The organism is Providencia sp. PROV189 (assembly GCF_028480065.1).
Lineage (GTDB): Bacteria > Pseudomonadota > Gammaproteobacteria > Enterobacterales > Enterobacteriaceae > Providencia > Providencia stuartii.
Genome location: NZ_JAMPOG010000004.1, coordinates 184,560 through 199,152, shown reverse-complemented (window position 1 = coordinate 199,152; position 14,593 = coordinate 184,560). Strand labels below are relative to the sequence as shown.

The window sequence follows — 14,593 nt, the reverse complement described above, 5'->3', positions numbered from 1 at the left end:
CTTAGCGAACAATATTTTTATTTAGAACTTAAAGTTCATCATACGACTTTTTAATTCCATTTATTATATTGCCATAATAGCAATAATAAGTATTGGTATATTGTGGCATAACCGATAAATGCTTACCTCGTTTGATTATATACAGGGCTGAATGGATTACTATTCATCTAGGTGATGCAATCAGTACAAGATCTAAGCGAATGATTGTGGCATAATGCGCCGCTATTTGGTTGGGTATCCTCGACATCGTAAATTAAAGGCATAGAAGTGTTACAGACAAGCAATATCACTATGCAGTTTGGCAGTAAGCCGCTGTTTGAAAATATTTCCGTTAAATTCGGAACAGGGAACCGTTATGGTTTAATCGGGGCAAATGGCGCCGGTAAATCGACATTTATGAAGATATTAGGGGGCGATCTTATACCAACTGCGGGGAATGTGAGTACCACTGACCCTAATGAGCGCATTGGTAAACTCCGTCAGGATCAATTTGCCTTCGAAGAATACACAGTGCTCGATACTGTCATTATGGGGCATGTTGAGCTATGGAATGTAAAACAAGAGCGCGACCGTATTTACGCACTTCCTGAAATGAGTGAGGAAGATGGCTACCGCGTTGCTGATCTTGAAGTCGCTTACGGTGAAATGGATGGCTACAGTGCGGAAGCTCGTGCGGGTGAACTGTTACTTGGTGTGGGCATTCCTGTCGAGCAGCATTACGGCCCGATGAGTGAAGTCGCTCCAGGTTGGAAATTACGGGTACTGTTGGCTCAAGCACTGTTCTCAGATCCCGATATTTTGTTACTCGATGAACCAACCAACAACTTGGATATTGATACTATTCGTTGGTTAGAGCAAGTGTTGAACGATCGTAATTGCACTATGGTCATTATTTCCCATGATAGGCACTTCCTGAATACGGTTTGCACGCATATGGCTGACTTAGATTACGGTGAATTGCGTTTGTTCACGGGTAACTATGATGAGTATATGATTGCTGCAACACAAGCCAGAGAGCGCCTGCTTGCGGATAATGCGAAGAAAAAAGCGCAAATTGCCGAATTGCAATCCTTTGTGAGTCGCTTTAGTGCGAATGCTTCAAAATCAAAACAGGCCACTTCTCGAGCACGTCAAATTGATAAAATTCAGCTTGAGGAAGTTAAAGCTTCTAGCCGTCAAAACCCATTCATTCGTTTTGAACAAGAGAAAAAATTATTCCGTAATGCCCTTGAGTTGGAAGGGGTGACGAATGGTTATGATCAAGCTCCGCTGTTTAAAAACTTAAATTTATTACTTGAAGTAGGGGAAAAAATGGCGGTTATCGGTGCGAACGGTATCGGTAAAACCACATTTTTGAAAACACTCGTTGGCGAACTTCCTCCTAAGAGTGGTACGGTTAAGTGGTCTGAAAATAGTGCTATTGGTTATTATGCACAAGATCATGCAGAAGACTTCGAAACAGATCTGACCGTTTTTGACTGGATGAGTCAGTGGAAAAGTGAAGGCGATGATGAACAAGCGGTTCGCAGTGTTTTAGGACGCTTACTCTTCACTCAAGATGACATCAAGAAAAAAGTATCAGTACTGTCGGGGGGGGAGCAGGGTCGCATGTTATTTGGTAAGCTAATGATGCAACAACCAAATATTTTAATTATGGATGAACCTACCAACCACTTGGATATGGAATCTATTGAGTCCTTAAACCTAGCCTTAGAGCTTTATAAAGGCACATTGATTTTTGTCTCTCACGACCGTGAATTTGTCAGTTCATTAGCAAGTCGTATCTTAGAAATCAAAGAAGATAAAGTCATTGATTTCAAAGGAACTTATGATGAATATTTGAAGAGCCAAGGTGTGATTGAATAAGTTTACTGGCGTCAGATAGTCAATGGAAGACCTAGCTTTAAGCTAGGTCTGAGATGACTGAACCTGCAATTTAAATGGCATCGTTACCTGTTTTAGATAGGTTAAATTACCCAATAAAGTAGGTAATATTAAAAAATTAGTGAAATTTGCAGCAAGCCCTCGACCCGTTTTGGCGTCTTCATGTGGTTTCGTCAACCGAAAATGACATTCAGTGCCGCTAGGGTTATTTTCGGCTCACCATTACGAAATACTCAAAAACGCATTTCCTCAAGTAATACGCATTCAGCTTAACCCAACTGACAATATCGTTTTCACTAAACATTTCCCGCGAGCAGTTTTAATGGCCTGTGACCACATAATGTAACTTTCTACTTTGGTAGCGAGTGCTAGAGGTAGTGGCTCCTCTGAGAGATATCATTAAGTTTATATAACTCAATATTAAGCGATATATGGTGATCTCAATATAAAACATGTGCTGTATTAGGAAATAGCCTCAGAGCCATTGTCATTAATTTATTAATTTAATTTATTTGTATAAAATATCTTTTCAATGTCTTATATCCCTATAAATTAAGTCGATATTAACATGTTATTGTATTTTAATAAGAAGTAGTTAAAAAATGAGTAAATAGATGTACATGATTTACAATTGACTTTTTACTCATAATTTGATGGTTAATTGTTGAGCAGTTATAACTTAAATGACCAAAAATATGCCTTATTTTTATAATATATATCGTCATAAAATCACCAGAAGTGAGTAATTGTGGTGATTATCATCTTCCAATAAAGATCATCAAAATTAGATTATCATAACTCATTGTAATCAAATGAGATTATTTTTTTGTATTGATGGTTTTTTTTATATTTAGATAAAGTGAGATTTTCACAGGTATTTAAATAATAAATTAAATTCGTATAATTATCGCGACAAAAGGAAGTAGTAAGTATTAGTCTTAAATATCAGGAGTGGAGACGCTATATGCATATAGAAAAATTTAATTATTCTAGCACCAATGATGGTAAGTCTATTACAAAGATAGTTGGTGCCTCCATGAAAAGAGCAAGAAGAGAAAAGGGATTATCTGGATATGAAATTGCAGTTAAATTAAATATCTCTCAACAACAAATCTCGAGATATGAAAGGGGAATTAATCATATTAGTGTCGATACGCTATTTAATTTTATATTAGCGCTAGATATTAGTTATGAAATCTTAATTCAATATATATTAGAAGAAATGAAGTTAAGTGATATTTATATATTAGATATTAATAATGCCAGTAGGAATGACTTTTTAGTTATATAAATTCTTTTTATTTAAAATCATATGTAAGAATAAACATAATATCCATATTGGATATTATGTTTATTTTCTCAATGGGAAATAAAACGAAACAATACCCCTTATTATAATGGGTATCTATTATCTTATTTTATAGAGGCAGTTATGAGTAAAAAAATTATTTTAGCAGCATTAATTTCCGGGGTAATGAGTTCATCCGTTTTTGCCGCAGGAAGTGGCACGGTATCTTTTCAAGGTGAAATCATTGATGCTCCATGCGGTATCAGTGCTGACACTGCTAGCCAAATTGTACCAATGGGTAAAATCTCCAATGCTTCATTAGCGGATGGTGGTAAATCTACTGCACAAAATTTTAATATTCAATTAGTTGATTGTGATGTTAGCACACTGAAAACAGTTGATGTTTCTTTTACTGGCGGTGCAATTGGTACTGATAGCGATATGTTAGCGATACAAGGTTCAGCATCAGGTGCAGGTGTTGTGGTTATAGGCATGAATGGTGAAAAAGTGAAATTCGATGGCTCATCGGTCACTAACCAAAACCTACTAACAGGTCGAAATACACTGAACTTTTCTGCTTATTTACAAGGATTAAGTGGCCAAGCGATTGTTCCTGGTGATTTTACCGCAGTATCTAATTTCTTATTAGAGTACAAATAATACTTGAAAAGTATTGATATTTAATTTTGAACATAGGACTTCAGTATGAAAGAAAATATGTATTATACCACTATGGCCTTCTTGATTTCTGGAGTCCTTTCATTTGCACATGCTGATGAAGAAACAGGGTTGTTAACTATTCAAGGAGAAATTACAGATGCAGCATGTGCAATCGCGACAGGCTCGAAAGAACAATCTATTGATTTAGGAACGATTCCTATAAGTTTAATTAAACAAGATGGCAAAGGTCCGGAAAAAAGTTTTTCAATTCATCTTATTAATTGCAATTTAATAAGACATAACAGCCAGAATCAATTATGGAATGCAGTTGAATTAACTTTTGATGGTCCATCTGAAGATAATATTTTTTCAATTTTTGGCGATGCTCAGGGTGTGGGGTTATCTTTAAGAAATTCGAGCGATATAAATATTATTCCCGGTAGGCCAGTATCAAAAATAGATATTACTCCACCATCAATGAGATTGGATTATCATGTGAGATTAGTCTCCAATACCAAACCATTACAATCAGGGTCTTATTACTCTGCGATTCGATTCAAACTTGAATATTATTAAAAATCATTGATGAAATTATTTAATTAGGGATGCTTATATGTATTCATATAAATTGGTTTCCTATCGGCCAAATATGGTTTGTTTATATATTTCAGTTGCGTTAAATATATACCCAATAAACTCTATTGCTCATAATGATATTGAATTTAACACGGATGTGTTAGATGTTGAAGATAAAAAAAATATTAATTTAAATCATTTTTCCCGCGCCAACTATATTATACCGGGTAGCTATTCTTTGACTCTCAGAGTGAATGGCGATGAATTATCAGAAATACCCGTTAAATTTATTACGCCTAAAAATGATCCAAAAGGAAGTGAACCCTGTCTTTCACCCGTAGAAACACAAAAGTTGGGGTTAACGAAAGACGCTTATAATTCACTGGCATGGTGGAACGATAATCAATGTGTGGATCCTAATAGCTTAGCAGGGATGTCAATTACTGGGGATTTTTCAACATCTTCTTTAAATGTAAGCGTTCCTCAGGCTTATTTAGAATATAGTGCACCTAATTGGGATCCACCTTCTCGTTGGGATGAAGGTATTCCAGCAATAATGTTGGATTACAATTTAAACGCGACAGCCAATCATTCTTACAATGATGGTAACGATATTTATGCACTAAATGGTAACGGGCTTGTCGGCATCAATACAGGTGCTTGGCGCTGGCGTGCAGAGTGGCAAAGCCGTTTAGATTATAATACTCAGTCATACGTAAAAACGAATAACGATTTTCGTTGGAACCGCTTTTATACCTATCGTGCAATTCCATCATTACAGTCAAAACTAACACTGGGTGAGGATTACTTACAGTCAAATATTTTTGATAGTTTCCGCTTTATTGGTGGTAGCTTGCGCTCGGATATCAATATGATGCCACCGATCTTACGTGGTTATGCGCCAGAGGTAACAGGGATCGCACAAACCAACGCGACAGTGATGATTAGCCAACAAGGACGCACTATTTACGAGACACAGGTCGCACCTGGCCCATTTCGTATTCAAGATTTGAGTGATGCGGTTTCCGGCAAGCTTGATGTCACTGTAAAAGAGCAAGATGGTTCGACGCAACAGTTCCAAGTAGATACGGCAAGTCTACCTTTCTTAACGCGTCCGGGACAAGTGCAATATAAGTTAGCTTTAGGGCAGCCAACGGATATCGATCGACATAGCCAAGGTGATAGCTTTGCCACAGGGGAGTTTTCATGGGGGGTGACTAATGGCTGGTCTTTGTTCAGTGGAACGCTAAATAGCCAAAATTATAATGCACTCTCATTAGGCCTAGGACGTGATTTGCTCAGTTGGGGGGCTATTTCAGGAGATATTACGCACTCGATTTCTAAATTACCGAGTGAAGAGCGCATACATGGTGGCTCATATCGTGTGAATTACTCCAAACGTTTCGAAGCGATCGACAGTCAAATTCAATTTGCGGGCTACCGTTTTTCTGATCGCAACTATATGACTATGTCTGACTATCTAAGTGCTAGGCAATATGGTGAACGTTACGGCAGTAGTAAGGAGCAATACACCGTATCGATGAGCAAGAATTTTAGTGACGCAGGCGCATCTGTTTACCTCAATTATAATCATCAAACCTTCTGGGATCGTCCTGATAATGATTATTACAGCGTTATGTTTTCCAAATATTTTGATATTGGAACGATTAAAAACGTCAGTCTAACGGTTTCGGCAAATCGTAGTATTTACCAAGAGAGCCATGACGATAGCGGTTATTTATCGGTGAATATTCCATGGGGCAGTGGCGTACAAATCGGCTACTCGCTCGATACTAACCGTCACGATACAACCAATCGTATGACGTATTACAACAGCACTGATGAACGTAATAGCTATCAATTGAGTGTAGGGAATACGCGTAAGGGGCTATCAAGTAGTGCGTTCGTGACTCATCAAGGCGATCTTTCGCGCATTACAGCTAATGCTAGCTATATGCGTGGGCAATATAGCGCAGTGGGAGCTTCTTTTAATGGTGGTTTAACACTAACACCAAATGGCGGTGCTTTCCATCGTATGAGTTCGATGGGAGGAACGCGTCTATTAGTTGATACTGATGGTATTTCTGATGTTCCTATCAAAGGTTATGGCAGCCCGATAACGTCAAACCGATTTGGTAAAGCGGTAGTGACTGAGCTCAGTAGCTATTATCGCAATAAAGCCAGTATCGATCTCAATGCGTTGCCTAATGATGTTGACGCTCAACAATCTGTTGTTCAAGCCACTTTGACAGAAGGTGCTGTTGGTTACCGCAAATTCTCTGTCATATCAGGGCAAAAGAGAATGGTGGAGATCCGTTTGGCAGATCATTCTTTCCCACCATTTGGGGCTCAAATCTTTAATCAAAAAGGGCAAGAAGTCGGCATCGTCGGTGATTCAGGAAGCGCTTACGTTAGTGGGATCAACGCAAATGAAGTGATGAGTGTGCAGTGGGGTGGTGATGCTCAATGTCAAATCACCTTCCCTGAGCCACTTCAAAATAGTGAACACGCATTGTTATTGCCGTGCCGTGTATAGCTGTCATGCATATAGCTTAAATACCCAGAACAATCATTGATAAACCACATTAGGTACTACATAGGAAGGTAACGATTAAATGAAACTAAACACCAAATTTATTGCAGGGGTTGGGTTAGCCAGTTTCGTGTTATCCAGCACCAATGTATTAGCGGCTATTTCAATGGACCGAACGCGTATCATTTTTGAGGGAATGCAGAAATCGGTATCGTTAAATGTCGCTAATAATAACAAACAACTTCCGTATTTAGCTCAAGGTTGGATAGAAAATGAAAAAGGAGAAAAAATCACCTCTCCATTAATTGTGTTACTGCCTATTCAACGTATTGAGCCTGCGAAATCAAGCCAAGTAAAAATTGAAGCATTACCTGCTATCAATTCATTACCACAAGATAGAGAGTCGTTGTTTTATTTCAACTTACGGGAAATTCCGCCTAAAAGTGATAAACCCAATACATTACAAATTGCACTACAAACACGGGTCAAACTTTTTTATAGGCCAAAAGCCATTATTAGCGGACCAAATACCGTTCCTTGGCAACAAAAATTAACCTTATTAAAAGAGGGGAATAGCGTAACGATAAATAATCCAACGCCTTATTATGTCACCGTTATTGAAGCTGGTGAAAGTAATCAGTCTGCACCAATTAAAGATTTTAAGCCGATTATGCTAGCCCCTTTTAGTGAGCAAAATCTTGGCGTGAATAGTCATCAACTCGGTAATACGCCAGTGCTGACTTATGTTAATGACTATGGTGGTCGCCCTAATCTCACTTTCAGTTGTCAAGGAAGTACGTGCCATGTTGATCCAGATGCAGCAGAGAAATAAGGCTAATGGTGCCTATGAAAGAGGGTAGATAAATGACTTTACATAAGCGATTGGCTATCTTTTGGACGCTGCTAATAGGGGCGCCATTGGGATGGGCAATGAATGAAAATACTCAGCTATATAATTCAGCGAATAATTGGGATGTCGATGGTCAACAAGGCGTGTTGTATGTTCGTGGTTCTTTATCGGAAAGTCCGTGCCGCTTAGCGATGACATCTGAATACCAATCTATTGATATGGGTAATTTTGAAACTGCGCAACTTAATCGTATTGGGGCAAAAGGGCGGGCGGTTCCTTTTCAAATAGAGCTATTAGATTGTATTTCTCATCCAACATCATTACTTGATGAAAAAACAGGACAAACAGCGTGGAGTCACTCTCAGCCAGCGGTAAAAATACGCTTTGTAGCACCATCAACAAATGAAATGCCTAATTTGGCTTTAGTCGAGGGGGCAAAAGGGTTTGGGTTACAGCTAAGTAATGCGTCAGGTACGGTTTTGTCTTTAGGGGAAGAGAGTCACCCTGTGTTATTACCCTCTGGCCAACGTCAACTGACCTACACGATTACACCGGTTAGGACGGGATCACTCTTAATCGCTGGAGCATACCATGCGGTGATCTCATTCCAGATGCTCTATGAATAGGAGCAGTGATAATGAAAAAATCGTTTATTCATCGGGTGAGGTGTTTGCGTAGCCTAGTGCTCAGTAGCATTTTATTAGTGAGTACCAATACTAGTGCGGATATTTATACTTTAAGGATTAAAGTCAAAGTATTACAGCAAACCTGTACCGTTAATCAAAACCAAATTATCACTGTTGATTTCCCTGACATGGTTATTAAGGATATTGATGGACAGCGTTATGAAACGTCGATCCCTTACACATTAGCTTGTGATGGCTCTGCGAATAATCCAGCATTGAAACTCAAATTTAGTGGAACGCCAGCCAGTTTTAACACCCAGTATCTTGAAACATCAGAGAGTGATTTGGGGTTAGAAATTCGCGTTGATGGCACGGCAACTGAGCCAGGACGTTGGGTTGATTTCTACTTTAACACATTACCTAAATTAACCGCAGTCCCTGTATTAAAAAATGGGGGGGCGGTGAATGCTGGGGTATTCAATGCATCAGGCACATTAAGTGTGGAGTACCTATGATGAGCAAACAAAACAGGCGTCTAATAAAGCCCATGTTTGCCTTTATGATAGGCGCTTATATGTCGCCTGCATTAGCCAATACCGTGGATGTGAAATTTAAAGGAACATTACTTGAAAATCCCCCTTGTGATGTTTATAGCGATAAAGGAATTAATCAATCAATACAGATTGATTTCCAAGACATAGGTATCAATAAAATTAACGGTATCGACCATCAACGGCCTTTTACCGTAAATATAGATTGTCGAAGTTATACGTCACGACCTTCATCTTTAGCACTGTCTTATAGCGGTGATGCTGCGAATGGTTTTGATGCCAATGCGTTACAAGCCGATGTAACAGGTCTCGGTGTACGTTTATATCGAAATGAAAATGGAAGTGTTGTGGCACCAAATAGCCACTTCACCTTTAATTTGCCTAGTAATGGCTTTACGGCACTGAATTTCTATGCCGTACCTGTAAAGGATCCACAAGTGAACTTACAGGAAGGCCCTTTTGAAGCGATTGCAACCATTGCATTGCAGTACCCCTAAGGAGGAAAAATGAAGCATATGGGTATTTTTTTAGGGGTAAGTTCGTTGGTGGGGGCGCTTTCTGCAAATTTATATGCTGCCACAAATAGTAGCCAAGTGACATATGGCGGCACATTGGTAGCAGAACCCTGCGAAATTGTGCCTGAATTTGAGAACTTTTCTGTTGAGTTCAATAGTATCTCAACGAAAGAGTTGTACTCAAACAGCAGGATCTTAAGTAAGGAATTTGAGCTTCAATTGAAAGATTGTGACGCTTCAATTGCAAATTCAGTAACGACTATTTTTAATGGCAACGCCACGCCGGATGGGCTTTTAGAGTTTGATGCCAATAGTGAGGCATCGGGAGCCGCAATCGGTATTGAAACGTTAAGTGGTGTGAAACTCCCATTGAATCCGACGAGTGGAGTATCTTATCCATCACAGCCGATAAAAAATGGTGCCATGACGATCCGATTACGTGCTTATCTTCAAGGAAAAGCGGGAGCGATTGCCAATAACAGCATCAAACCCGGTAATTTTTCTGCCACCATGACATACACCCTAAGCTACCAATAAGTGGCTGAAATATGTCTTCAACGGGTCAATAATTCAGTTTAAATCGAGGATCATATGAAAAACATATGGGGTCAACGTTTATTTAAAAATTATCTGTTATTTAGTGTATTGTTATTGTTAGGCACTAAAAGTTTTGCATCAACACCTTGGATAAATTCGCAGTGGATCGGTGTTAACAGTTATGAAGTGAGGATCCCTTCGAGTTCAGGGCGCTGTTATAACCCCCAAAATTTAACGAATGGGAGTTGTTCTAATGTCAATATTTCTTCATACCGTCTTTTCCACTATGCGCCAGTGAATCAGTTTCCATGGATGAGAACAGTCAACCAGTGTACTGTGGAAATTGAAATAATTTTGTTACTAAGAAGCGTTGTTTATGATAGGTATGGCGCTTTTCTCTTAACTCCACCACCGACAGGAACACGCTACATCAATTCATCTGGACGATTAAACCATTCATATTATAGGTATACCGCAAATCGGAGTTGTGAAAGTGTCTTAAATGATCTATCGCTGTTTCAAATGTCAGGTACTAGAGGGGTAGGCCAAGCGGCTCCAATAATTATATCTAGTGTGGCGAATCCGAACGATTTTAGACAAATATGTTGGCGGGTGAATGTATATGGTGCGAATAACACATCATCTTCTTTAGTTGCAGGTAGTGGCATCGATGAAGCGGACTGTACACGTTCTACACCCCAAGTACCGATTGCTTGTACATTTGAGATGTCGACATTACTGGATCATGGAACGGTAGATTCTAATCAGCTCAATGGACATAAGGCAACGGCCACAGGGTATGTAACCTGTACAGGGAATACCAAAGTGACCACACAGTTACTCGGTAACGGCACTACCAGCAATACCATTCTTGCACCAGGCTTATATTCAGAAGCAAAGGTCTGTGCACGCAACACTTGCTCTTCAGGTAATGAACAATACACGATTGATACGGCTATGAATGTAAAAACGCCTTTTAATGTGGAATCGACATTACATAGTTCAGGAAGTATTGCTGCTGGGGAATATCAGGGAACTGTGGTATTAGTAACGAGTATGTTTTAAAGAGTATTATATAGACTTTAAACGGCTCGCTTTCGTTATTGTGAGCCGTTTGCTTTATTGACTGACCAATCCTTTTAAGCACGTTTCTAAAAATTATTTAGCAGATTATGTGTTGATAACATCGGGAACAGTGTGGTTTCCCAATGTGTATTGTCGGTCAAAAAATGATTTTTCTAATCATCATTTATTATGTTTCGAGACCGAATCTAAGCCTCATTAAGTTTGTGAACGCTCTGAAACCTAGCTGAGCTAGGCCAACAGACTGTTATCGTTAAATGAGTTCTCAAAGGTGATGACTAATCTAGACATCATTCTTGCTAAGAAATTAATTCGACAACAAGCATATAGAGATGAGCGTAGCGCCCTGATCATACAGAGAGGCTACGCTACTCCCAACCGTTCGAATGCTCTTTTGATAAATGTGGTAAAAGTGATAAAAAGACCTCGATTTTTCGCTCGACAGTCATATTCACAAAATCATCCATCGCAATCTCTACGCGTTGTATCGTTCCATCACGGATCGTGAATTTATACATCAAATGCCCAGTCCAGCTTCTGTGAACGAAAACACAGCCATCCTCACTGTATGATAGCCATTTATCTTCCATGCATGAAGGAAGCCAGCCATTCAGTATGTTTCTTTCGGCTGTTTCCGACAGAGGGTAATTCAAATGGTGAACCAATGGTTCATTTTCAAAAAACTTCAGATTTTTAAATTGGCTCTTATCGATCACTTAATTTACCAGACTAATAATATCTTACGGTACAGCCTATACAAACATCCGATTGAGATCAAAGTTAATCATAGTTTCATGGGGGGAATTTTGTCAGCTGACGAGGTGGGGATACTGGAACCTTTTTAGATCAAATGCCTCAATAAAAAATGAGGACGTTATTCGCACTTTGAGACCTAGCTGAGCTAGGTCTTAGTATTTAACTGAACAAGTTAATTAATTCTTTTTCACAAACTCAGATTTCAGCTTCATTTGGCCGAAACCATCAATTTTACAATCGATATTGTGGTCGCCTTCGACTAAGCGAATGCCTTTTACTCGAGTACCAATTTTCAACATTGATGAGCTACCTTTCACTTTTAAATCTTTAATGACAGTGACGGTATCGCCATCCGCTAATAGGTTCCCATTAGCATCTTTAACGATCAACTCATCGCTTTCTTCTACAGGCTCGGCATCATTCCATTCATGCGCACACTCAGGGCAGATATACATATCGTTATCAGTATAGGTGTATTCAGACTGACATTTCGGGCAAGGAGGGAATTGCATATTAAATACTCTCAGTAACTTATTTAAAAATGTAAAGTGATGACTGCTTATTGATGTCAGCCAACACGAAAGGGGATAGTATAAGGTTAAAGCAAAAATAATTTATTTTTTAGGAATATTCTTAATCGAGCGGTGCGTTTGTCACCGCCCTAATGGAAGAAATTATTGGTGTGCGCACACTTCACAATGGGGGTCTTTGGTCAGTTTGAATTGGCGGAATTCCATCGTCATCGCATCAAAAAACAACACGTTACCAGTATTGACCTTGCCATATTGGGTAAGCAATTTGAGGGTTTCCATTGCTTCGAGTGTACCTATCGTACCAACCAAAGGCGCCATTACGCCGGCTTCTACACAGGTTAGACTATTTTCACCAAACAAGCGGCTCAAGCAGTGGTAACAAGGCTCTCCTTCTTGATAGGTGAAAACAGATAGCTGCCCTTCCATACGGATAGCGGCACCGGAAACAAGTGGTTTCTTATGCTGGAAACATAAGCGATTTAACTGCTCTCTAATAGCCACATTATCAGTGCAATCAAGGATAACATCATGGGTCATTATCCGTTCATTCAGTTGCGCATCGTCCAACTGTGCATTGACCGTTTCAATACAAATATGTGGATTGATTGCGGCTAACTGTGCTTTAGCTGAATCAACTTTAGGTTGACCAATCGTCGCATCACGGTGCAAGGTTTGTCGCTGTAGATTAGACAGTGAAACAGTATCGAAATCGACTAAAGTGAGTTGACCTACACCAGCGGCAGCTAAGTATTGTGTGGCTGCGCAACCTAAACCACCAAGGCCAATGACCAGCACTTTGCTGGCCTTGAGTTTCTCTTGCCCGTCAAAATCAAATCCACGTAAAATGATTTGGCGGTTATAACGCAACATCTCTTGATCGGTAAGCTCTTGCACGGTCATTATTCGCTTTTGAGTAAGTCATTAAACATTTCGACATCAACGGTTTCGCCTACCGCGACATGCCCACGCTCCCTTTCTAAGACGATAAAGCAGTTGGCTAAGCTAAAGGAGCTAAATACATGAGAGCCTTGGTGGCCAGTTGTTGCAACTTGCAGTTGCCCATGTTCATTGACGCTTAGGATCCCGCGTTGAAAATCCAGACGACCGGGGCTTTTTTTCAACGGTGTGGTAACAGGAACTTTAAATTTCATTGGCGCTTTCCATTGGCTATTCCCAGAAAGGCGAGCAATCAACGGCTGCACGAGTTGATAAAAGGTGAGTGCTGCGGAAACTGGGTTACCCGGTAATCCACAAAACCACGCTGAATGGAGTTTACCAAAAGCAAATGGTTTACCGGGTTTGATTGCTAGCTTCCAGAAGCCGATTTCTCCTAGCTCCTCTAAAATTTGTTTGGTGTAATCCGCTTCACCCACGGAGACGCCACCACTACTAATCACTAAATCAGCTTGGTTATCTGCATCAATAAAGGTCTGCTTGAGCTTTTCAGGGGAATCAGGAATAACACCAAGGTCGATAACCTCACAGTTAAGTTTTTCGAGCATTAGGCGAACAGTAAAACGGTTAGTGTCGTAGATCTGCCCCTCTTTGAGTGGTTGACCCACCGCTTGCAACTCATCTCCCGTAGAAAATACCGCAACTTTTAGACGGCGGTGTACATCAACCGTTGAAATACCCAAAGAAGCAATAAGAGGCAATTGAGCCGTGGATAGCAGAGTACCCGCGGGGATCACACTACTACCTTTTGCGATATCTTCCCCAGCACGGCGGATATTGCTGCCTTTTTTAACTGTACCTGTAAACACGACCCCTTGAGCTGTCTCTTCCGTTTCCTCTTGCATGACGACAGTATCGACACCTTGTGGAATAGGGGCGCCAGTCATAATGCGCACACAGCTACCGTGCGGAAGCTCCCCTTGCATTGGTTGACCTGCGAATGATTTTCCTGCTACAGGCATAGGGGTTTTCCCATCCCACTCAGCGAAACGAAAACCATATCCATCCATTGCAGAGTTATCAAATGGGGGAACATTCATTGGCGAGGTGATGTCGGCTGCGGTGATGCGTTGGGCCGATTCTGTGAGCGGAATGCGCTCTGAGTGAGTCACTGTTTGTGTTTGAGTGAGTATTTTATCGAGTGCTTGCTCAAGTGAGATCAACCCAGCGGTATGACACATGTCCATTAGTACCCCTATTATTCTGCTTTGCCATTGAGGCTTAAGATTTTGTCGTGCTGCTTATTA

At 40.1% G+C, this 14,593-nt stretch carries 15 protein-coding genes; 11 read left to right on the top strand and 4 right to left on the bottom strand.

Features of this window, described 5'->3' with window-relative positions:
- Nucleotides 1–267 precede the first annotated feature (267 nt).
- The 11 genes from PR833_RS03250 to PR833_RS03200 all read left to right on the top strand — a co-directional run bounded on the left by PR833_RS03250 (nucleotide 268) and on the right by PR833_RS03200 (nucleotide 11,085).
- Nucleotides 268–1,866, top strand: coding sequence for an ABC-F family ATPase (locus tag PR833_RS03250; RefSeq protein ID WP_014657783.1), 1,599 nt, complete (start codon nucleotides 268–270; stop codon nucleotides 1,864–1,866).
- A 982-nt stretch (nucleotides 1,867–2,848) separates the two neighbouring features.
- A complete protein-coding gene (locus PR833_RS03245) occupies nucleotides 2,849–3,175 on the top strand; it encodes a helix-turn-helix domain-containing protein (protein ID WP_004917882.1) in 327 nt (108 codons plus the stop codon).
- A gap of 141 nt (nucleotides 3,176–3,316) precedes the next feature.
- On the top strand, nucleotides 3,317–3,832 hold the full coding sequence (locus PR833_RS03240) for a fimbrial protein (RefSeq protein ID WP_014657784.1): 516 nt from the start codon (nucleotides 3,317–3,319) through the stop codon (nucleotides 3,830–3,832).
- A gap of 45 nt (nucleotides 3,833–3,877) precedes the next feature.
- Nucleotides 3,878–4,408, top strand: coding sequence for a fimbrial protein (locus tag PR833_RS03235; RefSeq protein WP_004917888.1), 531 nt, complete (start codon nucleotides 3,878–3,880; stop codon nucleotides 4,406–4,408).
- Nucleotides 4,409–4,445: 37 nt separating this feature from the next.
- Entirely contained in the window at nucleotides 4,446–6,944 is a 2,499-nt protein-coding gene (locus tag PR833_RS03230; RefSeq protein WP_088498616.1) for an outer membrane usher protein, read from the top strand.
- Between the two features lie 79 nt (nucleotides 6,945–7,023).
- Nucleotides 7,024–7,773 (top strand): fimbria/pilus periplasmic chaperone, encoded by a 750-nt coding sequence (locus PR833_RS03225; RefSeq protein WP_272525876.1) that lies wholly within the window; start codon nucleotides 7,024–7,026, stop codon nucleotides 7,771–7,773.
- A gap of 32 nt (nucleotides 7,774–7,805) precedes the next feature.
- Nucleotides 7,806–8,417, top strand: a complete 612-nt coding sequence (locus PR833_RS03220) for a fimbrial protein (protein WP_004917893.1) — start codon at nucleotides 7,806–7,808, stop codon at nucleotides 8,415–8,417.
- An 11-nt stretch (nucleotides 8,418–8,428) separates the two neighbouring features.
- Entirely contained in the window at nucleotides 8,429–8,932 is a 504-nt protein-coding gene (locus PR833_RS03215; RefSeq protein WP_272525875.1) for a fimbrial protein, read from the top strand.
- Entirely contained in the window at nucleotides 8,929–9,465 is a 537-nt protein-coding gene (locus PR833_RS03210) for a fimbrial protein (RefSeq protein ID WP_004917896.1), read from the top strand. The genes PR833_RS03215 and PR833_RS03210 overlap by 4 nt, the downstream gene beginning before the upstream one ends.
- Nucleotides 9,466–9,474: 9 nt before the next feature.
- A complete protein-coding gene (locus PR833_RS03205) occupies nucleotides 9,475–10,020 on the top strand; it encodes a fimbrial protein (RefSeq protein ID WP_014657790.1) in 546 nt (181 codons plus the stop codon).
- Between the two features lie 54 nt (nucleotides 10,021–10,074).
- Entirely contained in the window at nucleotides 10,075–11,085 is a 1,011-nt protein-coding gene (locus tag PR833_RS03200; protein WP_014657791.1) for an MrpH family fimbial adhesin, read from the top strand.
- Nucleotides 11,086–11,471: 386 nt separating this feature from the next.
- Here PR833_RS03200 and PR833_RS03195 read toward each other — a convergent pair whose 3' ends face one another.
- The 4 genes from PR833_RS03195 to moeA form a co-directional block, all read right to left on the bottom strand.
- A complete protein-coding gene (locus PR833_RS03195; RefSeq protein ID WP_171830753.1) occupies nucleotides 11,472–11,819 on the bottom strand; it encodes a hypothetical protein in 348 nt (115 codons plus the stop codon).
- A 216-nt stretch (nucleotides 11,820–12,035) separates the two neighbouring features.
- Complete coding sequence (locus tag PR833_RS03190) at nucleotides 12,036–12,371, bottom strand: zinc ribbon domain-containing protein YjdM (RefSeq protein WP_004917906.1); 336 nt, start codon at nucleotides 12,369–12,371, stop codon at nucleotides 12,036–12,038.
- A gap of 162 nt (nucleotides 12,372–12,533) precedes the next feature.
- The gene (moeB, locus tag PR833_RS03185) at nucleotides 12,534–13,292 is read right to left on the bottom strand and encodes a molybdopterin-synthase adenylyltransferase MoeB (RefSeq protein WP_004917908.1); all 759 of its coding nucleotides are present in this window, start codon (nucleotides 13,290–13,292) and stop codon (nucleotides 12,534–12,536) included.
- Entirely contained in the window at nucleotides 13,292–14,533 is a 1,242-nt protein-coding gene (moeA, locus tag PR833_RS03180) for a molybdopterin molybdotransferase MoeA (RefSeq protein ID WP_053110319.1), read from the bottom strand. Before moeA ends, moeB begins: the two co-directional genes overlap by 1 nt.
- Between the last annotated feature and the right edge of the window lie 60 nt (nucleotides 14,534–14,593).